Annotated in this window: 23 protein-coding genes; 11 read left to right on the plus strand and 12 right to left on the minus strand. The window is 64.3% G+C overall.

Annotation, left to right across the window (positions count from 1 at the left end):
- Positions 1–127 precede the first annotated feature (127 nt).
- From dhaK to ASH00_RS13235, 4 genes are read right to left on the minus strand one after another with little or no spacing between them, the layout of a single operon-like run.
- Positions 128–1,123, minus strand: a complete 996-nt coding sequence (gene dhaK, locus ASH00_RS13220; RefSeq protein WP_056549118.1) for a dihydroxyacetone kinase subunit DhaK — start codon at positions 1,121–1,123, stop codon at positions 128–130.
- A gap of 51 nt (positions 1,124–1,174) precedes the next feature.
- Positions 1,175–1,813 carry a dihydroxyacetone kinase subunit DhaL gene (gene dhaL / locus ASH00_RS13225; protein ID WP_056549119.1) on the minus strand — a complete coding sequence of 213 codons (639 nt, stop codon included), beginning with the start codon at positions 1,811–1,813 and terminating at the stop codon, positions 1,175–1,177.
- The gene (locus ASH00_RS13230; RefSeq protein WP_056549121.1) at positions 1,810–2,631 is read right to left on the minus strand and encodes an HAD-IA family hydrolase; all 822 of its coding nucleotides are present in this window, start codon (positions 2,629–2,631) and stop codon (positions 1,810–1,812) included. Before ASH00_RS13230 ends, dhaL begins: the two co-directional genes overlap by 4 nt.
- A gap of 1 nt (position 2,632) precedes the next feature.
- Complete coding sequence (locus tag ASH00_RS13235) at positions 2,633–3,496, minus strand: class II fructose-bisphosphate aldolase (RefSeq protein WP_056549123.1); 864 nt, start codon at positions 3,494–3,496, stop codon at positions 2,633–2,635.
- Between the two features lie 168 nt (positions 3,497–3,664).
- Here ASH00_RS13235 and ASH00_RS13240 point away from each other — a divergent pair, with 168 nt between their 5' ends.
- Complete coding sequence (locus ASH00_RS13240; RefSeq protein ID WP_056549125.1) at positions 3,665–4,084, plus strand: GlcG/HbpS family heme-binding protein; 420 nt, start codon at positions 3,665–3,667, stop codon at positions 4,082–4,084.
- A 7-nt stretch (positions 4,085–4,091) separates the two neighbouring features.
- On the opposite strand, the gene ASH00_RS13245 is transcribed toward ASH00_RS13240, so the two are convergent.
- Positions 4,092–5,927, minus strand: coding sequence for a glycoside hydrolase family 15 protein (locus ASH00_RS13245; protein WP_056549127.1), 1,836 nt, complete (start codon positions 5,925–5,927; stop codon positions 4,092–4,094).
- Between the two features lie 98 nt (positions 5,928–6,025).
- Positions 6,026–7,396 carry a glucose-6-phosphate dehydrogenase gene (locus ASH00_RS13250; protein WP_056549129.1) on the minus strand — a complete coding sequence of 457 codons (1,371 nt, stop codon included), beginning with the start codon at positions 7,394–7,396 and terminating at the stop codon, positions 6,026–6,028.
- A gap of 113 nt (positions 7,397–7,509) precedes the next feature.
- On the opposite strand from ASH00_RS13250, the gene ASH00_RS13255 reads away from it, so the two are divergent.
- A complete protein-coding gene (locus tag ASH00_RS13255; protein ID WP_056549131.1) occupies positions 7,510–9,147 on the plus strand; it encodes an ABC-F family ATP-binding cassette domain-containing protein in 1,638 nt (545 codons plus the stop codon).
- Positions 9,148–9,178: 31 nt separating this feature from the next.
- On the opposite strand, the gene ASH00_RS13260 is transcribed toward ASH00_RS13255, so the two are convergent.
- Positions 9,179–10,399: a hypothetical protein gene (locus ASH00_RS13260; RefSeq protein WP_056549133.1), complete on the minus strand. Its 1,221-nt coding sequence runs from the start codon at positions 10,397–10,399 to the stop codon at positions 9,179–9,181.
- Positions 10,400–10,609: 210 nt separating this feature from the next.
- Here ASH00_RS13260 and ASH00_RS13265 point away from each other — a divergent pair, with 210 nt between their 5' ends.
- The 7 genes from ASH00_RS13265 to ASH00_RS13295 all read left to right on the plus strand — a co-directional run bounded on the left by ASH00_RS13265 (position 10,610) and on the right by ASH00_RS13295 (position 15,010).
- Entirely contained in the window at positions 10,610–11,887 is a 1,278-nt protein-coding gene (locus tag ASH00_RS13265; RefSeq protein ID WP_056549135.1) for an SAM-dependent methyltransferase, read from the plus strand.
- A gap of 9 nt (positions 11,888–11,896) precedes the next feature.
- Positions 11,897–13,258 (plus strand): metal-dependent hydrolase family protein, encoded by a 1,362-nt coding sequence (locus ASH00_RS13270; protein WP_082566125.1) that lies wholly within the window; start codon positions 11,897–11,899, stop codon positions 13,256–13,258.
- Positions 13,259–13,367: 109 nt separating this feature from the next.
- Positions 13,368–13,568, plus strand: a complete 201-nt coding sequence (locus tag ASH00_RS13275) for a type II toxin-antitoxin system Phd/YefM family antitoxin (protein WP_200954807.1) — start codon at positions 13,368–13,370, stop codon at positions 13,566–13,568.
- Positions 13,565–13,966 (plus strand): type II toxin-antitoxin system VapC family toxin, encoded by a 402-nt coding sequence (locus tag ASH00_RS13280; RefSeq protein ID WP_200954808.1) that lies wholly within the window; start codon positions 13,565–13,567, stop codon positions 13,964–13,966. The genes ASH00_RS13275 and ASH00_RS13280 overlap by 4 nt, the downstream gene beginning before the upstream one ends.
- 43 nt (positions 13,967–14,009) lie before the next feature.
- Positions 14,010–14,417: a DUF2220 domain-containing protein gene (locus ASH00_RS13285; RefSeq protein ID WP_056549137.1), complete on the plus strand. Its 408-nt coding sequence runs from the start codon at positions 14,010–14,012 to the stop codon at positions 14,415–14,417.
- Between the two features lie 45 nt (positions 14,418–14,462).
- Positions 14,463–14,684: an antitoxin MazE family protein gene (locus ASH00_RS13290; protein WP_056549139.1), complete on the plus strand. Its 222-nt coding sequence runs from the start codon at positions 14,463–14,465 to the stop codon at positions 14,682–14,684.
- Positions 14,681–15,010, plus strand: coding sequence for a type II toxin-antitoxin system PemK/MazF family toxin (locus ASH00_RS13295; RefSeq protein WP_056549141.1), 330 nt, complete (start codon positions 14,681–14,683; stop codon positions 15,008–15,010). The genes ASH00_RS13290 and ASH00_RS13295 overlap by 4 nt, the downstream gene beginning before the upstream one ends.
- A gap of 59 nt (positions 15,011–15,069) precedes the next feature.
- On the opposite strand, the gene ASH00_RS13300 is transcribed toward ASH00_RS13295, so the two are convergent.
- Positions 15,070–16,878, minus strand: a complete 1,809-nt coding sequence (locus ASH00_RS13300) for a bifunctional metallophosphatase/5'-nucleotidase (protein WP_082566126.1) — start codon at positions 16,876–16,878, stop codon at positions 15,070–15,072.
- A gap of 159 nt (positions 16,879–17,037) precedes the next feature.
- Here ASH00_RS13300 and ASH00_RS13305 point away from each other — a divergent pair, with 159 nt between their 5' ends.
- Positions 17,038–17,322: a hypothetical protein gene (locus ASH00_RS13305; RefSeq protein WP_056549143.1), complete on the plus strand. Its 285-nt coding sequence runs from the start codon at positions 17,038–17,040 to the stop codon at positions 17,320–17,322.
- 11 nt (positions 17,323–17,333) lie between these two features.
- On the opposite strand, the gene ASH00_RS13310 is transcribed toward ASH00_RS13305, so the two are convergent.
- From ASH00_RS13310 to ASH00_RS13325, 4 genes are all read right to left on the minus strand, one after another.
- Entirely contained in the window at positions 17,334–17,717 is a 384-nt protein-coding gene (locus ASH00_RS13310) for a PIN domain-containing protein (RefSeq protein WP_200954809.1), read from the minus strand.
- A 5-nt stretch (positions 17,718–17,722) separates the two neighbouring features.
- Positions 17,723–17,998, minus strand: a complete 276-nt coding sequence (locus ASH00_RS13315; RefSeq protein ID WP_056549147.1) for an AbrB/MazE/SpoVT family DNA-binding domain-containing protein — start codon at positions 17,996–17,998, stop codon at positions 17,723–17,725.
- A 79-nt stretch (positions 17,999–18,077) separates the two neighbouring features.
- The gene (locus ASH00_RS13320; RefSeq protein ID WP_056549149.1) at positions 18,078–19,772 is read right to left on the minus strand and encodes a ribonuclease J; all 1,695 of its coding nucleotides are present in this window, start codon (positions 19,770–19,772) and stop codon (positions 18,078–18,080) included.
- A 220-nt stretch (positions 19,773–19,992) separates the two neighbouring features.
- Positions 19,993–20,820, minus strand: coding sequence for an SDR family oxidoreductase (locus ASH00_RS13325; protein ID WP_056549152.1), 828 nt, complete (start codon positions 20,818–20,820; stop codon positions 19,993–19,995).
- Positions 20,821–20,905: 85 nt separating this feature from the next.
- Between ASH00_RS13325 and ASH00_RS13330 the strand changes: the two genes are divergently transcribed.
- Complete coding sequence (locus ASH00_RS13330; RefSeq protein WP_157359121.1) at positions 20,906–21,448, plus strand: TetR/AcrR family transcriptional regulator; 543 nt, start codon at positions 20,906–20,908, stop codon at positions 21,446–21,448.
- The last annotated feature ends 1 nt before the right edge of the window (position 21,449 follow it).

Below are 21,449 nucleotides of genomic sequence, written 5' to 3' on the forward strand. Positions count from 1 at the left end.
TCGTTCCTTTTCGGCTGATCGGCCGCACAACCGGAAACCGGCATAGACGGAGACCGCACGGACACAGAAACACAGCAGGGCCCGTCCGGTGGGGAATTGGACGGGCCCTGCTGTGGCTATCAGCTGGTTAGAACACGCGGATGGGAATCTCCGCGGGGTCGTTCAGGAGCCCTTCGATTTCGTCGTCGAGCTTGACCAGGGTGATGGACGCGCCGGCCATGTCCAGGGAGGTGCAATACTCACCGACATAGCTGCGCCCCACCGTGATGCCCTGTTCCGCAAGGCGCTTGTGGGCCTGCCCGTAGAGCAGGTAGAGCTCGCTGATCGGCGTCCCGCCGAGACCGTTGACCATGAGGGCCACCCGGTCACCGTCTCCGAACGGAAGATCCTTGACGACCGGGGTGAGCAGTTCCTCGACAATCTCGTTGGCAGGCATCATCTTGGCACGACGGCGGCCCGGCTCACCGTGGATGCCTACGCCCATCTCAATCTCATCGTCACCGAGCTCGAAGAGCGGGCTGCCCTTGGCCGGAGGGGTGCAGGCAGTCAGTGCTACGCCCATGGTGCGGGTTACGGAGTTGACCTTCTCACCGATGCGGATGACTTCATCGAGATCCGCTCCACGCTCGGCGGCAGCCGCGACTGCCTTGATGACAAAGAAGTTGCCGGCCACCCCGCGCCGGCCGATCGTGTACGTGGAATCCTCCACCGATACATCGTCGTTGATGAACAGGGTCTTGACGTTGACGCCGTCGGCGGAGGACATCTCCTGGGCCATTTCGAAGACCATTTTGTCGCCGGTGTAGTTGTTGACCAGCAGCAGCACGCCCTTGGGCGAGGCCAGCATCTTGGTGGTCTCATACACGTAGTCAAACGGCGGTGCGGCGAAGACGTCGCCCGGGCACGCGGCGTCGAGCATGCCCTTTCCGACGATCATCACGTGTGCGGGCTCGTGTCCGGAGCCGGAGCCCTGGACAATCGAGACCTTGTTCTCATCCGGGCCGTCGGCCCGCATGATGAGGTTGTACTCGGGGACGTACTTCAGGGTGTCCGGGTTGGCCAGCGCAAGGCCTTCGAGCATCTCTGGAACAAACTGCTGCGGATCATTGACGAACTTCTTCATGGGGGCTCCACATCGTTGTGCTGGTTGGGGAAAGGGGTATGACGGAAAAAATCAGCGGTTGGGCCACTCGGAGACAACGCGTTCGATGATGATGGCAACCGCCACTGCTCCGGCGTCGGGTGAACCGATGCTGCGCTCGCCGCTGTAGCTGGCACGCCCGCGTTTGGCCTCCAGCTTGCTGGTGGCATCGGCGCATTCACGGGCGGTCTTTGCAAAGGCAGCGCGTGCCTCCGCGGCGTCGGAGCCGGACTGGATCTGCCGTTCGAGTTCATCGGTTGCCGGCACCAGTGCGTCGAGCAGCGTCTTGTCGCCCAGGTCGGCATTACCGCGGGCCTTGATCCCGTCGGTCGCTGCCCGCAGCATTGCCACGGCTGCTGCGCCGTCGATGGTGTCGTGGCTCTTGGCCGTCATCGAGGCGCGGAGGAACGCCGTGCCCCACAGCGGACCGGAGGTTCCGCCGATCCGGCTGGAGATGGCGACTGCCACCTGCTGGAGGAAGGTGGCGACGTCGTCGCGCTTGAAGTTGTCCCAGTCAGCGAGGACCTTCTCGAAGCCGCGCGCCAGCGAGTAGCCGAGATCCCCGTCACCGACGACGGCGTCAAGGTCACCGAACTCCTTCTCCTGGTCCACTGCGGTCTGGGCGAGGGTGCGGACAACGTATTCGACATCCGCGAGATCTGTGGCGGTCATGATTTCTCCGTAGGGGTCGAAGCGGTGGTGGAGTGTGCGGACGGTGCCGGGCGGTCGAGCACATCCTGCAGGACGGCCAGCGAGACGGCATCCGGTACGTCAAGGCCGAGCGGGTTCTGCAACACCTCGGTCGGTTCGCCGTTGTCAGGATCGCCGAGGGAGGAGACAACCAGCGAAGCGCCGTTGAAATCCTCTTCTTTCGTATAGCCGCTGACCGTGACGACGGTCCGCAGCCCTGCCGCCAGCGCGGCCAGCATTCCGTTGCGGCTGTCCTCGATCACGACGGCGTCATCCGGTTGCAGCCCCAGGTCACCGAGCGCTACCAGATAGATGTCCGGTGCCGGCTTCTTGAGCGGCACGATGTCTCCGGCGAACACGGAGAAGTGCGCGGCGAGTTCCGGGCCAACCGCATGGCCGAGTACGGCACGCACGGCAGGTTCCGCGGAGGTGGATGCGACCGCAAGGGTCCAACCGGCGTCGTGCGCTTCAGTGACGATGCGCGCAATTCCAGGCCGTCCCGGCATGGCGCCGCTTTCAACCAGTCCCTTGTAGATGTCGGTCTTGCGCTTGTGCCAGTCGCGGATCGCCTGGTCTACAGCGGCGTCGTCATTCAGTCCGAGCGAAGCGGCCAGCTCATCGGTCAGGATGCTCCGCATCCGCTCCTTGCCGCCGCCGATCTTCACCTTCTGCGCGTACTCCCCCGAGGTCCACTGCACCGGAACGTTGAAGTCGGTGAAGGTCTGGTTGAAGGCAGGCAGGTGACCGTGCTGCTCAGTGTCGGCCAGGACGCCGTCGCAATCGAAGATCAGTGCCGGCATCCTAGTGTCCGGCCTTTCCTGCGCTGCCGAACTGGTCCGCGAGCTGTGTCACCATGGCCACGACGTCACCGCGTGTGTGCTTGAACAGTGACGGCGGATCCCACTTGTTGTTCTGCTCAGCCTGCTTCAGGAAGGACAACGAGGACTGCATGTACGTTTCCTTGAGCGCCGTCGAGATGTTCACCTTGGCGCAGCCGCGGGCAATGAGGTCGGCGAACTGTTCCGGGCTCAGTCCGCTTCCGCCGTGGAGCGCAATGGGAATGTTCCGGGCCTCGACGATCTGGGTGACCCGCTCGACGTCGAGCACCGGAGCTGCCTTGTAGGAGCCGTGTGCGTTGCCGATCGAGGGAGCAAACACGTCAATGCCGGTGGCGTCGATGAACGCGAGCGCGGTCTCCAGGCTCTGCTGCTGCGACACTTCGTCCGAGCCGTGATCGTCCTCGACGCCGGTGATGGACTCGATCTCCCCCTCGACCTGCGCGCCGTAGCTGCGGGCTTCGGCGACCACGTCGATGGTCTGGCGCTGGTTCTCCTCGACCGGCAACTCGGAGGCGTCGAAGAGCACCGAGTTCCAGCCGGCTTTCAGGCACTCCGTCACGACCTCCCGGTCCGGGCAGTGGTCCAGGTGAAGGGTCACCGGTACCTCGATGCCGCGGGTCAGTGACTGCCACATGTCGAACAGCACCCGCGACCCGATACTGCGCACGGTTTTGACCGAGGTCTGCAGGATGACCGGCGAGCGGGCTTCAACCGCGCCTGCCAGTACAGCCTCCATGGTCAGGTCATTGAAAATGTTGATCGCAGGAACGCCGTAGCGGGACTCAAACGCCGGATCAACGATGTCTTTCAGGGGAACAACGCCCACAACACATACCTCCTGAGTAGGGTTCAAACTCCACAGTAGGGGTGCGTACCGCACACCGGAATGGGGGGTTACCCACCCCTCGCCTTGCGGGTAATCACCACCTCGTCAGGACCGCCCGTGGCGTGCTTAGGTTGCTCAATCACCCCCCCCCTACCGACAGGAAACACCATGGCAACTGGAAGCGTGCTTGAGACAGTCACCGCCGAGGAAGCGCGCCGCGTCATTGATGCCGCGGCCGCCAAGGCAACGGAAATCGGGCAGCCGATGGACATTGCCGTCGTCGACGCCGGCGGCAACCTGAAAGCCCATGTCCGCATGGACGGCGCCAACATCGGCAGCATCACCATTGCCATCAACAAGGCCTACACGGCCATCGCCTTCCAGTGCGAAACCGGTGACCTGCAGGGGCTCACCCGGCCGGACGGCCCGATCTACGGATTGAATGACGCCCACGGCGGCCGGCTGGTGGTGTTCCCCGGCGGCATTCCCCTGGTACGCAACGGTGACATTGTGGGCGCCGTCGGTGTCTCAACCGGAACCATCGAGCAGGACCAGGAGGTTGCGGAGGCCGGGGTCGCTGCGTTCTGAGCAGGGCTCAGGCCTGTGCTGCCTGTGCGTCTTCTGACTGGGTGATAGCCCAGGCCGCGTTGATGAGGCCGATATGGGACAGACCCTGCGGGAAGTTCCCGATCAGGGCGCCGCTCTTGATGTCGATCTCCTCCGATAGGAGGCCGAGGTCATTTGCGTATCCGGTCACTTCGTCGAAGATTCTTCTGGCGCGTTCCGGTTGGCCTGCCATCGCCCAGCCGCTGGCCAACCAATAGGAACAGATGATGAAGGCACCTTCATCACCGGAGCCCGTCCATCGCTGGATCAGGTTCCCGGTGGCGAGTTCGCGCTCCATCGCCTCCAGGGTTGCCAGTATTCGGCTGTCATCAGGCGGGAGGAACGCCATGATCGGCATCAGGAGCACACCGGCGTCGAGATGGTCAGAGCCGAAGGCGCCTGTAAAAGCGTTGACCGTGCTGTCCCACCCCTGATCGAGGATAGCGGCGTGAATCCTGTCCCGTTCACGCTCCCACTCCGGCACCTTCTGGGCGGCGCCGAGACGGTCGGCCAGTTTCAGCGCGCGGTCCAACGCCACCCAGCACATCAGTTTCGAGGTGACGTAGTCCCGTGTGCCTTCACGGCCTTCCCAGATTCCCGAATCGTTCTCCCGCCACGTTTGGGCAGCCCTGTCCGCAACGGCGACCAGGAACTCCCGGGTCTCGGTAGGGAATTCGCCGAGCTGGTCCCGCAGGATCCAGGCACACTCGAAGACCTCACCGAGGACGTCAAGCTGCTTCTGGTCCCAGGCGTCATTGCCCACACGGACCGGCCGGGATCCGGCATAACCAGCCAGGTGGTCCAACTCGCGTTCAGTGAGGTCATGCTCGCCGCCCACGCCGAACATGATGCTCAGGTGCCCGTCGCGAAGCACGCCGACAGACGTGGTGATCCAGTCGAAGAAATCCTGCGCCTCGTCCGGGCACGCTGCCACCCACAGCGCCTTGAGGGTCAGGCTGCCGTCACGCAGCCAGCCGTAGCGGTAGTCCCAGTTGGAGGTGCCGCCCGGCTCCTCCGGCAGGGAGGTGGTGGGTGCCGCGACGACCGCGCCGGTCGGACTATAGGTGAGTGCCTGGAGCACCAGGGCGCTGCGGTGCACCTGCTCGCGGTAGGCACCACGGTAGCTCTGGTGCATGTCGCTCCAGGACCGCCACGCGGCAATGGTGTTGTCCAGCTCAGCGGCGCCGTCGGCGGCCGGGTGCGCGGCGGTCACGGCGCCCTGGTGATGGAGCGCAAAAACAGCGGCGTCTCCAGCCTCGAGCCGGAAGGTGCCGCCGAGTGATCCGTCGGCGGCAGTGAGGTTCAGCCCGGCGGTCAGCGTCAGACGGTCGGCGCCGCCGCGGATCCCCCATCCGGTCGCCGTCTGCGTGAAATGAGGAGTGATCAGTCCGTATTCCGGACGGGGAGCAAGATCGACCGCCAGTTCAACGGTTCCCCGGGTCACCTCGACCCGGCGAAGCAGCATGTGCGGGGAGTTGTGTCCGACCTCGTGGCCCCGCTCCCCTGGCCCCAGGGCCAGCGCATCCGTCAGCAGGACGGTTCCTTCCCCGCAGTCGAACTCGGTTTCGAGGACCATGGTCCCGGGAAGGTAGCGGCGAGTGGCTGTGTAGGTGCCCGTCGGGCGGATAGTCCAATGTCCGGCGTCGGGATCCAGCAGGCGCCCAAACACGCTGGGGGCATCGAAGCGCGGCGGGCACCACCAGTCGACGGAGCCGTCCCGGGAGGACAGGGCGGCTCCCTGGCAGTCTGCCAGCAGTCCGTAGTCGGCTATCGCGGCTGCTTCGTGATCCGGCTGGTTGTCCGGCTGGTTGTCCGGCCTTCGCACAGAAAATCTCCCTCGATCGTGTTTCACCGTAACCCTACCCGTGGGCCGGAATCCGGCCGGGCGGCAATGTAAGACGGCGCCGCTGGAAGGCCGGGGCACTAGGGGCGAGGCCACTGTGGGCCGTTTGAACCTGCCTCGTATTCATCCAGCGGCACCTCACCACCGGCCCACGCCTCGCGCACCGCATCGACAATCCGCCAGCCTTGCTCAGCCGCGGAACCGTCCAGGGCGAGCATCGCGTCCTCATCGAGCATTCCACGCAAGACTTCCCCATAGGGATTCAGGTCTCCGGGTCCCACCTCTGCCGAGAGGTGCGTCCGGTGGAGTTCCAGGGGGTGCCCTGACCCGTTCGCGTTGATTCCGAGATCCACGCCGCCATCTTCGAGGTTCAGTCGCAGCACGTTGGACCGGTTCTCTCCGTTGAGCCGCTGAGGCAGGTGCGGCACCTCCCGGAAGGTCACGATCACTTCCTTGCGCGGCTGCCCGATCGCCTTGCCGGAACGCAGGGTGAAGGGCACTCCCGCCCACCGTCGGTTCGCCGCCTCTACGTCGAGCTCGGCAAGGGTTTCGGTGTTGCGCCCGGGATCCACACCGTCTTCCTCGACGTAGGCCGGCAGCTCCCTTTCGTCAACGGTGCCCGCCGTGTAGCGGGCACGTCTGCTCGCCGTCCGCGGGTCATTACCCCACAGGTGAATCGAGCGGAGCGCCTGGACTTTGGCGGCGTGGAAATCCGCAGCGTCAAGCTCGGCCGGCGGCTCCATGACGATCAGCGCCATGATCTGCAGCAGATGGCTCTGGAGCATGTCCACCATGGCTCCGGCCTTGTCGTAGTAGCCGCCGCGGCCTTCGAGCCCGAGTTGCTCGTCATACACGATCTCCACCCGCGCAATATGGTCCCGGTTCCAGAGTGGTTCGAATACCCGGTTGGCCAGGCGCAACCCGAGGATGTTGAGGACTGTTGACTCGCCCATGAAGTGGTCCACCCGGAAGACCTGCGACTCCGGAACCACCCCGGCGACCAGTTCATTCAGCTCGGTTGCACTCCTGCGGTCGTTGCCGAAGGGTTTTTCGAGCGCCAGCACCGTGCCCTCCGGCAGCTGTGCATCCTGCAGGGCCTCCACTGCAGTGGCCGTTACGCTCGGCGGCAGTGCGAAGTAGATGATCGGCTTGCCGTGTGCTTCCCGGACGAGCCCGGCGAGTTCCTCGGGAGAGGAGAAATCCACGGCAAGGTAGCGCGACGTGGACAGGACATGGTCAACGGCAGCGCCATGGGCGTCCACGGTGGAGAAGGCCTCGCTCACCGTGCTGCGCCACTGGTCATCGCTCCACTGCTTCCGCCCCGAACCCAGTACCAGAATCCGCCGATCGGGTTCCTCCGTGAGCAGCTTTCCCACCCCCGGCAGGAGCAGCCGGGCTGCCAGGTCTCCGGTTCCCCCGAGGATGATGAGCGTTGATTCCGAATCGGTCATGCCTGTTCCTCCAGGTTGGGGGCATCGTTGGATACTGACCCGTCCAGTCTGCACCCTCTCACTGACACATTCCTGACGCGCGGCTGACTGCCACCGGCTCCTACACTGAATCAATGACTGCAACCCTCGTGGCCAAGGCGCTTTCCGGCGGCCACGCCCACCGCACCCTGTTCGCCAACCTGGACCTCACCGTCACCGAGGGCGACGTCGTCGGGGTGGTGGGTGCCAACGGTGCCGGCAAGTCGACCCTGCTCCGTCTGCTCGCCGGCGTGGATGAGCCGCTCGCGGGCACCGTGATGGCCTCGCCCAAGGATGCTTTCGTCGGGTGGCTCCCGCAGGAACATGAGCGCACACCGGGTGAGACGGTGGAGCAGTACATTGCCCGCCGGACCGGAGCAACTGCCGCTACCCAGGCGATGGAAGCCGCCGCCGAAGAACTCGGTACCGCCGTCAAAGGCGCTGATGATCGCTACTCGGCGGCGCTGGAACACTGGCTCGCCTCGGGAGCGGCGGATCTGGAGGACCGGCTCCCGGCGGTCCTGGCCGACGTCGCACCCGGTGTTGGCCGCGACGCCCTGGTGACTGGGCTCTCCGGCGGCCAGCTCGCCCGGGTTGCCCTCGCCGCGCTGCTGCTGAGCCGGTTCGATGTGGTCCTCCTCGATGAGCCCACCAACGACCTGGACCTCGACGGACTGGCACGGCTGGAGGCGTTCATGCGGAACCTGCGCGGCGGCGCGGTGCTCGTTTCCCATGACCGTGAGTTCCTTGCGCGCTGTGTCACCACCGTGGTGGAACTTGACCTCGCGCAGAATCAGGTAGCGGTGTATGACGGCGGTTACGACGCCTACCTCGAAGAACGTGCCGTTGCCAAACGGCATGCGCGCGAGGCGTATGAGGAGTATGCGGAGAAAAAGCAGGATCTCGTCTCGCGCGCGCGCACCCAGCGCGAATGGAGCTCGCAGGGCGTGCGGAACGCCATGAAGAAAAGTCCGGACAATGACAAGATCCGCCGCCGCGCGAGCATGGAGTCCTCAGAGAAGCAGGCGCAGAAGGTCCGCCAGATGGAATCGCGGATCGCCCGGCTGGATGAGGTGCAGGAGCCTCGCAAGGAGTGGCAGCTGCAGTTCAGCATCGGCTCTGCGCCGCGGTCCAGTTCGGTGGTGGCGACGCTGAACGGTGCCGTGGCGAGGCAGGGCGACTTCACGCTGGGCCCCGTGTCGGTCCAGCTCAACGCCGGTGAGCGGATCGGCATCACCGGCCCCAACGGCGCAGGGAAGTCCACCCTGCTGCGCCTGCTGCTGGGTCATCAACACCCCGACGACGGCGCCGCCTCGGTCGGAGCCAATGTCGCCGTCGGCGAAATAGACCAGGCTCGCGGACAACTCGCGGAGGACCAGACGCTCGCGGCCGCCTTCGAGGCGGCGGTGCCGGACCTGGCGCAGGCTGAGGTTCGCACGCTGCTGGCCAAGTTCGGACTGAAGGCGGACCAGACCGGGGCGCTGGTCGGAAAGCTCTCCCCCGGTGAGCGCACCAGGGCCGGGCTGGCACTGTTGCAGGCCCGCGGGGTGAACCTGCTGGTGCTCGATGAACCCACCAACCACCTCGACCTGCCAGCCATTGAGCAGCTCGAGGAAGCGTTGGAGGACTATACGGGTGCGCTCCTGCTGGTGACCCATGACCGCAGGATGCTCGAGAACGTCCGGCTGGATGCGCGGTGGGAGGTCAGCGCTGGACAGGTTCGGGTCAGCTAACCCCCGGAACTTCTGCGCACCTACGGGGACTTCAACCGGCAGCGGAGTCGCCGAAGCTGCCCAAAAGTTCCGGGGATTTTCCGTCCCTCTCACGCAGCTTCTTCGTCGCCGCCTTCACCACAACGTACGGAACCCAGCACAGCGGCAGGTAGATCAGGGCTGCAATGAAGAAGCTTTCGCTCACCTCCAGCTCCAGCCCTGGGCGGCTCGGGATCAGCGCCGCGATCGCGCTGAGGAGCACGCCGCCGGAATAGATGAACATGTAGGGCCAGCGCAGGTAGCTGCGGAGCCTATGGAAGAAGGCGAAGCCGAAGGCAAGAACACAAAGGAAGCTGACCAGCGGGTTGAACGGCTCCAGGTACCCCCATTGTGCGGCGAGCTGCTGAAAGAAAACAGCAATCATCAGCCAGACGAAAATCAGTGCCATCGAGATCCAGGTCCGCCCCGAATGCCGGGCTCGCTTGTCCTTCAACTCGGGGTCCCTGGCCTCTTCCTCGTGGCGGATCGCTGTGTCGAGGGCCCTCCACTGGGTGCCAAGTTCGTGTTCGTCCGCGAGCCAGCCCTCAGCGAACGTGTACGGAATAAGATCAGCCGCGGCGTTGAGATGCTTGAGCCGGTCTGCATCAGTGAGGATCTGCGTGTCATGCCGGAAGAGGGTCCGCGGAGTGTAAAACAACGGAATGCCTGCGCCGGCGAAGTAGCCCAGCCACCGGTCAACGCCCTCATCCTTGTGCGACGAGAAGGGCACGCTCAGCAGCTCCTGGCGGCCGTCGTCGTCGTACCGGATGTACAGGACCGGCGCGGTCTCGATGATAGGGATCGCGTGGCGAGGTGTCGTTGTCCGGCGGACAATCGCGAAAGACGCCACCACAGAGGTGACGGCATTGAGCGGGATGGTGCGCTCACGCGGCGCCTCATCGGCACGAATTTGCACGCCCTTCATGAACGGCGTGCGCCACTCCACGGCTTCAATCCGGTCCTCATGCAGGGTGAATTCAGACAGATGAGCGTAGTGCCAGCGGAGTGTCTGGCCATGCTTGAAGACCTTCACCGCCATCCAGGCCCCGGCCGGCACCAGCGGCAGGAGAAGCAAGAGCCACGGGTTCCGATAGACGGCCAGCAACACCAACGGCCCGACGGCGAACGCCACCCCGATCAGCACGCCGACGGTCAGGAAGATGACGCCAGCAATGCGCCAGAAAAGATCCGGCGGAGTCAGTGCATTCGTGTGGATCAGGCCTGGCCGCGTCAAGAGTGTCGTCCCCCGTAAACATTTAGAAGGCAATTCGCCCTCCTGCATCCTAGTTGCCTTCGGAAACGAGTGCCGCGTGTGCCCGTTCCCGGGGAAGTTTTGCGCACCTACGGTGGCTTCAACTGGCCGATAGGTCACCGGATCTGCGCAAAAGTTCCGAGGTGTTGGAGGCTCTGGTTCGTCGGCGCAATTCGGAGTAGACAGGAGTACATGGCGAAAGCAAAGGGAGTAGCACCACGGTTGGCGGAAGCCCTGGGCATCATTCTCGGCACAGAGGTGATTCCGCTGCGGCTCCGTGCATGGGACGGTTCGGAGGCTGGACCGTCGGGTGCGCCGGTGATTGAATTCCGCTCCCGCCGCGCGTTGCGCCGCATGCTGTGGTGCCCCAACCAGCTGGGCCTGAGCCGTGCGTACGTCGCCGGTGATATTGACGGTCCCGGCGACCTCTTCGAGAGCTTCTCCGTGCTAAGTTCGGTGGGAAAGTTCGCCGAGCTGAAGGCCTTCCGTCCGCCCACTCTCAGCGAGCGCCTGCGGTTGCTGACCACCGCCGTCCGGGTTGGCGCGCTGGGCCTTCCGCCCGCGCCGCCACCGGAGGAAATGAGTGTTGCGAAGGCTGGCCGGCTGCATTCGAAGAAGCGCGACGCCGCCGCGGTTTCCCACCATTACGACGTCGGCAATGACTTTTACGCGCTCGTCCTCGGCCCGTCCATGGTCTACTCCTGTGCTGTCTGGAACGACGAGAACACCGGGCTCGATGCGGCCCAGGAGGCAAAGCTCGACCTGGTCTGCCGCAAGCTCGGACTGCGGCCGGGCATTCGGGTACTTGATGTGGGCTGTGGGTGGGGCAGCTTCGCGCTGCATGCCGCGCAGAACTACGGAGTCGACGTCGTTGGTGTCACTCTTTCGAAGGAGCAGGCAGCGCTGGCACAGGAGCGAGCGGCTGCCGTCGGGCTTTCCGACCGGATCCAGATCCGCGTTCAGGACTACCGCGACGTTGAGGACGGCCCGTTCGACGCCATCAGTTCCATCGGCATGGCCGAGCATGTGGGGCGGGAGCAGATCGGGCACTATGCATCGAAGCTGCACGGCCTGCTGCGGCCCGGCGGGCGGCTACTCAACCACGCAATCTCGTGGAACGCCGGCGAGATGCCGCCGGATCCTGACTCCTTCATCCCACGCTATGTGTTCCCCGACGGCGAGATGCTGAGCCTCACCGTGATGCTGGGCGCACTGGAATCCACGGGGCTGGAAGTGCTCGACGTCGAAGCGCTGCGCCTGCACTATGGACTCACCCTGCGTGCGTGGGTGCGCAACCTCGAGGAGAACTGGGACGAGGCGGTCCGGCTCACCAGCGAGGGTAGGGCGCGGGTGTGGAGGCTGTATATGGCCTCGAGCGCGCTTGGGTTTGAGCGCGGGCTGAACGGCGTGAACCAGATTCTGGTGCAGCGGCCGGGCGGCGAGGATCCGCCGTTGCGGCGTACTTATTAGAGTGGCTGCATGACACCCACTCTCACAGTCTTCCGGAACGGCCATGTGTTCGACGGCGAACGCTTCCTCCCCGAGCCCGCTGACGTTATTGTCCGGGGCACCACGATCGAAGCGGTGGGGCCGCGTGCCTCAGAAGCGCCCCAGTACGACGGCGCCACGGTGGTCGACTGCACCGGGCGCACAGTGCTCCCCGGGATGATCGACCTGCACATCCACGCGACCACCTCCAACCCCGGTTCCATCCAGGCCGTGGCCGAGCCGTTTTCGCTGCAGTTCTACGAATCGGTGCGGAACCTGGAGGCCACGCTGCGGGCGGGCATCACCACGGCGCGCGATGCCGGCGGCGCTGACCTCGGCGCCAAGCTGGCCATCGAGCAGGGCCTCGTGAAAGGGCCGAGGCTCCGACTGGCAATCAGCATCATGTCCCAGACCGGCGGCCACGGGGACTTTTGGCTGCCCTCCGGTGTGGACTCCCCTGCGCTGGGCCCTCACCCCGGGCGGCCGAGCGGAATTGCCGACGGCGTCGAGGAGGTCCGGAAGGTCACCCGCCAACTGCTGCGGGCCGGAGCGGACCAGATCAAGATCTGTTCCACGGGAGGAGTACTCTCCCCCACCACCGACCCGCGTCATTCGCAATTCACTCCGACGGAGATCGCCGTCATTGTTGAAGAAGCAGAGTTGCAGGGCAAGTACGTCATGGCGCATGCGCAGGGCACCGCCGGCATCATCAACGCACTGCGGGCCGGCGTGCGATCCATCGAGCACGGAATCTACCTCAACGAGGAGGCGATCCAGCTTTTTCTGGACACCAACGCCTACCTGGTGCCTACCCTCGCTGCGCCCCGGGCGGTCATCCGCAAGGGCGAGTCCGGTACCAGCGGCCTTCCGCCTCAGGTCATCGATAAGGCGAAGCGGGTCGCCGATGATCACAGTGCTTCAGTTGCCCGTGCTGTTGAGGCCGGTGTCCGGATCGCCATGGGGACGGACTCCGGCGTGGGAGTTCATGGCGAGAACCTCGAAGAGCTTGCCCTGATGGCGGATGCCGGCATGAACCTCGAACAGGTGCTGGCCGCCACTACGTCGGTTGCGGGGGAACTGATCACCCCGGAGCAGTCCGTGGGCCGGCTTGCTCCGGACTACCTGGCCGACGTCGTCGTCCTGGACGGGCTGCTGGAATCGGAAGGGCAGCTTGCGCGGCTGCGCGAGATGATCGGGCAGGTCTATAAGGAGGGCGCGCTGCAGTTTCCTGCACTGCTCGCCGGCAACGTCCGGCCGGTGAGTTCCGAAGCAGCGGACTTCCGTTTGTTACCCCGTGCGCGTCAAAGTGAGAGTTCGGCCGACGTGCTCGATGATCTGCGCGGCGACCAATGATCGCAGGTCCTCCAGCGAAGTCTTGCTGTAGCACTCCGTAGCATCGAGGGCTACAGGTGATTTGTGAAAACCATCGCACAGCGAGAACTCCGTAACGACAAACGCGAGAGTGATCGATGCAGTGCAAGCGGGAGAAACGTTCATCGTCACGCGCAATGGAGAGCCCGTCGCCGAGTTGCGGCCTGCACGAACTGGTCGAAGCACGTTCGTCTCCCGTGAGGAGCTGGCCACATTGGCGGCAGCCGGCGTGCGCATCGATCGGCATCAGTTTCGAGCCGATCTTGACCAGCAGATTGATCAGGGCCTGTGACCGCGCCTCGCAGACTGCTGGATACATCGGTTGTCATCGATTGGCATGATCCTGCAGTGGCCGGCGCACTACCTGATGAGGTAGCAATTTCCGCGATCACAACGGCTGAGCTCACTGCTGGTCCTCATCTTGCTGCGACGCCGGGCGAAGCGGCTAAACGACAGGCACGGCTGCAGGAGGTTGAAGCGAGACTTGAACCGATCCCGTTCGACGGCGCCGCCGCCCGCAGCTACGGACTGGTGGTCGCCGCAGTCGTCATTGAAGGACGGAAACCGGGAAGTCGATTCGCTGATCTGGTTATAGCAGCCACCGCCCATGCGCACGGTCTGGACCTCTACACCCGCAATGGTGATGATTTCGCAGGGCTCGACCATCTGGTCCGGGTCATCTCAATCTAACTCCTGCCTTCAGCACCCTGGCGCTGCCAGTCCGCACTGTGTTGTGACCGAGAACCTGGTGAACTTTTTGGCCCTCCCGGAGCGCACGGGGAGCCTCGCTCTCTTCGGCAAGGGCTACGGCTTTTCAGCGTTGCATGAAGCCGACTGGTTGCGAGAATGCAGCGTGCTTTATTGGGGTGATCTGGACACGCACGGTTTCCAGATCCTCGACGGACTGCGTTCTGAGCACCCGCATGTGGCCAGCGTGCTCATGGATGAAGCGACCTTGCTGGCTCATCGGGATGCCTGGGGCACCGAGCCCTCAGCTACGCGCGCTGAATTGACGCGGCTGACGGCGGAGGAATTGCTCCTGTACCAAGCGCTTCAGGACCATACGTACGGGTCCGCGGTCCGCCTGGAGCAGGAATTGATTCACTGGGACTGGGCTCTTCAGCGACTCGCGGATGCGTGAGCATCCCGCCCTGCCTTCTTGTGTTGTTACATGTAACATTGTTCTATGACCAGTAGAACCCGTGTTCAGGAACATCGCAAGCGCCTGCGTGAACAGGGGCTGAGGCCTGTCCAGTTTTGGGTGCCCGATGTGCGTTCTCCTGAATTTGCCGCGGCGGCGCACCGCCAATCGGCTCTCGTAGCCGCCAGCGGTTCCGAAGCGGACGACCAGGCTTTCGTTGACGCCATATCGGTCGAGTGGGATGCCGAGGCGGAGCCCGACGCATGAGCCGCGGCGATATCTGCGTAGCTGCCGCAAGAGGATCCTATACAGGCAAGCCGCGGCCCGTCGTCATCGTTCAAGATGATCGTTTTGATTCAACAGGGTCTCTCACGGTGTGCCCCCTGACCACGCATTGGGTGGAGGCGCCGCTTATCCGCATTCCTGTCGAGGCGACTGCCACCACCGGTATTTCACAACGAAGTCAGCTCATGGTGGACAAAATTGTGACCATGCCACGGGACAATGTCCGCGAAACCCTGGGGCGGCTGACCGACCCTGACATGGTCCGGCTCGATCGCGCGCTGCTCGTCTTTCTCGGCCTCGCCGGGTAGCAATAGCAGCAGGGCACGGACCCAGCGGCCCGTGCCCTGCGCGTTTACTGCGGGTGCCGCTAATTGAAGACCGGCTCCCCCGCACGGGTGAGCTGCCAGTTCACCTCGAAGAAGTTCGCCGGGTCGATGCTGCCCTGGGCGATCAGGTAATCGATCAGCAACTGGCGGATCTCGGTCTGCTGGTTCACGAGTACCGGCGCGGTGGCGATATGCGGGAAGTTCCCGCCGCCGGACTGCCGGTAGTTGTTCGTGGCCACAGCGAAACGCTGCGCAGGATCGATGGGTGCGCCGTTGTAGCTCAGATCCACGATGCGCTCCCCCACCGGCTTGCTGATGTCGATGCTGTAGGAGACACCGGACATCATGTCGTAGTTGTAGTCCGGAGTGCCGCCCGCGTTGGTCAGCGTGGCCGGATCAACCGGAGCACCGGGTGCGGTCTGGTTGAAGTACTTCGCCGAGTACTCGAGGTAGTCCTTGATCTGTGCACCGGTCATTTCAACACCGAAGAGCGTGTTCGGGAAGACGTACAGCCCAGCCATGTCGCGGATGGTCACGGGCCCCTCAGGAATCACGGCGGCCCGGTTGAACGGCGCAACAATCGACAGGACCGGAAGGTCCGCGTTGGCGGTTCCCTCCAGCGCCCGGTCCACGGCGTCCGCCTGCACCTTGTTCACGAAGTCCATGACGGCGGTGTCCTTATACCGGGACTCGGCGGCGGACATGGTCTCGGTAGCCGTTCCGATCGCGGTGTTGACGTAGTCAATGACCTGCTGGTGCTGGTCCGCCACGAGCGCCGAGATCTCCGGATCAGCCTCAACGGTGTTGGCGTTCAGCAGCTCCGAACTAGCAGAGAGAACATCCCACTGCCCACGGACCTTGACCAGCTCGAAGTCCATGACGGAGAGGCGCTGGCCCCACTGCTTGGGCTCGGTCAGGAGCACCTGCTCGCCGGTCTCCTTGTTGGTGATGAAGCGCTCGGCGATCTCGCGGTGCTCGTGGCCGGCGAGGATGGCGTCGATCCCCGGCACTTCCTCGGCGATCAGCGTTGAAGCGTTCTCGACCGGCAGGCTGTCGCCGTAGGAAGAGGTGCCCGATGGCCCGGAGTGGGAACTGACAACAACGACGTCGGCGCCCGCTGCCTTCATCTCGGGAACGTACTTTTCTGCCTGCTCAACCATGTCGAGGAAACGCAGTTCACCCTCAACGTTGTTCTTGTCCCAGATGGCGCTGCCCGGCGTGGTGAGGCCAAGAATGCCGACCTTGATGGGCTTCTGCCCGTTCAGCTTGACCGTCTCGATGACGTAGGGAGTGAAGGCATCTTCGCCGGTCTCCCAGTCCTTCACGTTGGCGCCGAGAAGCGGGAAGTCGAGCTGCTCCTCGTACGCGCGCAGCAGCGGCAGCCCGTAGTTGAACTCGTGGTTGCCCAGCGTGGTGGCGTCATAGCCCATGACGTTCATGGCGGCCGCCATCGGGTGCAGCTCGCCGGTCTCGTTGATGGGTTCAACGTTGGCGTAGTAGTCGGTGAGCGCGGTGCCCTGGATGGTGTCGCCGTTGTCGATGAGGAGGGTGGACTCCTCACCGCGGTCCGCACGGACCTGCTTGACCAGGCTGGAAATCTTGGCGAGGCCAACATCGTTGGAGGCGGCGTCGTCGTACTCTGCGTTGGTGAAGTAGTCCCAGTTCTCAATGTAACCGTGGAGGTCACTGGTACCCATCACCGTGATGGAGGCAGTCTTGCCGTTGGAACCCTTGATGGTGGCGTCACCCGGTGCGGCGGTTGCTGCCGGTGCGAGCGTCAGTGCTGCGGCGCAGCTGAGCGCGACGGCCGTGATGGCACGGCGAGGCCCTCTGTTGAAAGTGTGGAACACGTGAAACCAACTCCCTGTCGTAATGCGGTGACAGCAGGTTATCCGTGATCGGTGACACTTTGGGAACGCCGTGCCCCGATTCGGGTGAACAGGGCGTTGACATGGCCGGCGAAACGAGGACGATCAGAAGTACACACCGGCTCAGCGACGGAGGACAGCATGGACATCAATGACAGTGGGCATGTGCCGTTCGAGGTTGAGTTGGTGCCCGATTTCGAAGACCCGGCCCTGCGCGTTCCGGGCGCGGTTGCTGCTGCCGCGATCGCACCAAGCGCGGTGCTTGCGTTCATGACAGCCGACGACGACGCCTCCCCCTACAGCGATCCAGCCGCGTTGCGTGCTGGGGGCTCCGGCCAGACGTATGCGGGTGTTGCGGAGCCGGCTCCGGAAGCGGACTTCGCCGGATCCTTCGACGGCGGATTCGCGGACGGCGGGGGCGAGTAAAGCGGGGAAGCTTAGCTGAGCAGCTTCATTCCCTGTAGGTGGGCTGCCTGGGAGTCGAAAGTAGCGGTGTAGTCGCAGCCTCGCTCACGCCCGTTGAGGGCAATCAGAGCATCTGCGAAATCAGAGCCCTCGGCTGCTTGTCGAGCTGCCTGGCGCACAATATCCGAGTGCTCCACAACCAATTCCTCTGAAGACGCCAGATCAATGAGGACATCGGCGATTTTTATATGGCTCACCTTGTAGACGCGCCTGAGCACCCAGAATGTCTCGACGACAACTGGCACGCTGAGGTAGCCCGGTGATTCCGGCGAAAAGGAAGCGAAAAGCGCAGAGGCGGCAGCGGATTGCTGCGGGTCATCCTTGACCAGATACCGGACCAGTACATTGGTGTCCACACCAATCACGTGGTTTCACCGGGTTCGAGGCTTTCACCTGCGGCGCTTCCCGCCTCTTCCTCGATAGCGTCCTGCATATCGGCCAGAGAAACCGGCTCGCGGCGGGCATCATGAAATACGCCTTCAAGCGACTTCACCGATGAACGAACGGGCTCGACGACTACGCGGCCCTCTCCGGTGAGAATGAAATCGATCCGGGAGCCCGCCTCGAGGCCAAGTTTCTGCCGGATCTCGAGAGGTATGGTGACCTGTCCCTTACTGGTTACCTTGGCGAGAGTCATGCACCAATCTTACGCAAAGGGAGCTTCCTTACCAAGAGGTAAGGAAGCTCCCTTGCAGGTACTTAGAAGAAACGGAGCCTTAGGCGTCGACGATGATGACCGTCACGACGGGCTTGCGTCGCAGCGAGCGGTCAGACCAGCGGACCAGACCCTCGGCGATGGCGTGCTCCGCGTCGGGACCGGTCTTTTCGCCCTTCAGCTGAGCGAGCGTCTTCTCCACGATGTCGGTTGCCTTGTCCAGCTCGCCGTCCTTCGGAGCCCAGCCGACGGGGAAGAACTCAGGGTCCTCCTCCAGCTTTCCGGTATCCGGGTTGACGATCGCCAGCACGGTGAGCGCGCCGTCCTCGGCGAGGCGGATGCGATCCTGCAGCGACTCTTCGGTGGCGGCGCCGGCCACCATGTTCTCGACGTACACGTAGTCGGCGGTGACCTTGCCGGTTACCCGGGCCACTCCGTCCTTGAGGTCAATGGTTGTGCCGTCCTCGACCACGAGGGCCTTCTTCGGGTCCACACCGGTCCGGATGGCAAGCTCCGCGTTGGCCTTCAGGTGGCGGTGCTCGCCGTGCACCGGCATGACGTTGCGGGGACGCACGAGGTTGTAGCAGTAGACCAGTTCACCGGCGCTGGCGTGGCCGGAGACGTGGACCTTCGCGTTGCCCTTGTGCACCACGTTGGCGCCGAGCTTGGTCAGGTCATTGATGAGCCGGTAGATGGAGGTCTCATTGCCCGGAATCAGCGAGCTCGCCAGCAGCACGGTATCGCCCTGGGTGAGATCGATCATGTGGTCCTGGCTCGCCATGCGCGCCAGGGCTGCCATGGGCTCGCCCTGTGATCCGGTGCAGATGATGACGGCCTTCTTGGGGTCCATCTTGTCGAGTTCCTTGAAGTCCACCAGCAGTCCGCGCGGGATGTTCAGGTAACCCAGTTCCCGGGCGGTCTTCATGTTGCGCACCATGGAGCGTCCTACGAAGGCCACCTTCCGGTGATACAGGTGCGCGGCGTCGATGACCTGCTGAATGCGGTGGATGTGGCTCGCGAAGCTGGAGACGATGATGCGGCGCGGAGCGGTGCGCATCACCTCGTCGATGGCCGGCGCCAGGTCCTGTTCGGAGATCTGGAAGCCCGGAACGTCGGCGTTGGTGGAGTCGGGCAGGAACAGGTCCACGCCCTCCTCGCCGAGTCGCGCGAAACCGGCGAGGTCCGTGATGCGGCCGTCCAACGGGAACTGGTCCATCTTGAAGTCGCCGGTGGCGAGGACCAGGCCGGCACTGGTGCGGATGGCAACGGCCAGCCCGTCCGGGATGGAGTGGTTGACGGCCAGGAACTCGAGGTCAAACGGCCCGAACTTCTTGCGGTCCCCCTCCTTGACCTGCACGGTCTTGGCGGTGATTCGGTGTTCCTGCAGCTTGGTCTTGATGAACGCCAGCGTCAGCTTCGCCGAGATGATGGGGATATCCGCGCGTTCGCGCAAAAGGTACGGAACGGCGCCGATGTGGTCCTCGTGCCCGTGCGTCAGCACTAGGCCTACGATGTCATCCAGGCGGTCCCGCAGGTAGGAGAAGTCAGGCAGGATCAGGTCCACACCCGGGTGGTGCTCCTCGGGGAAGAGGACTCCGCAGTCGACGATCAGCAGTTTGCCGCCGAACTCGAAGACGGTCATGTTGCGGCCGATTTCCTCCAGCCCACCCAGCGCGACGATGCGCATGGCGCCCCGGTCGAGTTTGGGTGGCGCCTGGCCGGCTCGCGGTGTGGAGTGGCGTGAAGTCCTGGTCATGGGATCCGATCTCTGTGACGGGCGGCAACCCGGAGCTCAAATACCGGCGGTAAGGTGCTTCGTGGCGGGAACGCCCTGCTGGGCCGTAACCCGCGCTGCATCAGCGATGGGGACGGCATTACTTTGTACCGACTTTATCACCGTGCTGCCTAAAGCCGACGACGGCGGCACTTCCCTCGCACGCGATCTCCACCGTTCCGGGCGGACGCCGTCCGCGACGCTATCTCACGCCGCCAACCCGGGCGCCAACGGCATCACCAACCCGTGTCGGCAAGATCGCATTCAGTGCGATCATCACGTGAGCGTCAGCCCCGGCCGGATAGCGCGCACGTGGGCGCCGTGCCGTGAGCGCACGCTCAACGACCCGAGCGACAGCGTCCGGTGGCATTGCCCGGGGCGCGAAGCGACTCACCACGCTGCGCAGCCCCGCCGTGTGGCGGCTGTAAAGCTCCCGGTGTGCCGGGGACATGCCCGTCTCCATGTCGTCGATCATCCTCTGGACTTCCCGCCATGAACCGGTGTCGGTGGGGCCGGGTTCCACCAGCGATACGCCGATGCACCAGGGCCTCAGTTCAACACGGAGGGCGTCGGCGAGTGCCTCAAGGGCGAACTTCGAGGCGCAGTAGGCGCCCTCCAGAGGAACCACAGTCCGACCGCCGGTCGAAGAAATGAACACAATCCGACCGCGGGCGGCTCGCAGCCGCGGGAGGACAGCTTGCGTGACCGCGACCTGGCCGAAGACATTGACGTCGAACTGGTGCCGCAGGTCAGCCGGCGTGACTGACTCGATCGGGCCCAGCACACCGATGCCGGCGTTGTTGACCAGCGCGTCCAACCGCTCGGGCAGTTGGTCAGCCAGGGATGAAAGGTGTGCCGCGTCGGTGATATCGAGCTGGACCGGCGTGATGTGCCCGTCGCCTGCGGTCAGGCGTTCCTTGCCGGCGTCATCGCGGACTCCGGCGAAGACTGTCCAACCGGCGCGGGCGAGTCGCAGGGAGATCGCCTGTCCGATTCCTCGTCCGGCCCCAGTGATGAGTGCTGTCGCCATGGCAGTCGCCTTCCTGAACGGTCTGGCCCCACAGCACCAATTTACTATAAACGTAGTGCCATGTCACTACGTTTATAGTGGTTCTGTGATTTCCCTCCGAGACCGTGCCATTGATGCCGCCATCGAGTTGCTGGGCACCCAAGGCCTGAAGTCCCTCACCCATCGCCGGATCGACCAGCAGGCCCAACTGCCACCTGGGTCGACGTCGAATTACTTCCGAACGCGCGATGCCCTGCTCATCGGAGTGGCTGATGCCATCGTCGAACAGGAAATGGCAGGGGCCGGCGCAGCGTTCGCCCCCGATTCGGTTGACGAGTTCCTGGACGCGCTTGCGGCCCTCGTCGACCACATCACCAGCAACCAGCGAATTGTCACCACGGCGCGGCTCGTCCTGTTCATGGAGGCCAGCCACGATCCCGCCCTGCGCGAGGCCCTCTGGCGCGGCCGAGCCCTGATCGCGACCGCCCTGGAGCCGGTGCTGCGCGGTCTGGGCGCCCGTGACCCCCACACCGCGGCCGGTGCGGTGATGGCGTGTTCAGAGGGCCTCATCCTGCACCGCATCGCCCGACATGACGAGACCGACGTCCGCCCCATTCTCGATCTGGTCGTGAGAGCCGCGCTTGGCTGAA

This window comes from Arthrobacter sp. Soil782 (assembly GCF_001428435.1).
Taxonomy (GTDB): domain Bacteria; phylum Actinomycetota; class Actinomycetes; order Actinomycetales; family Micrococcaceae; genus Arthrobacter_D; species Arthrobacter_D parietis.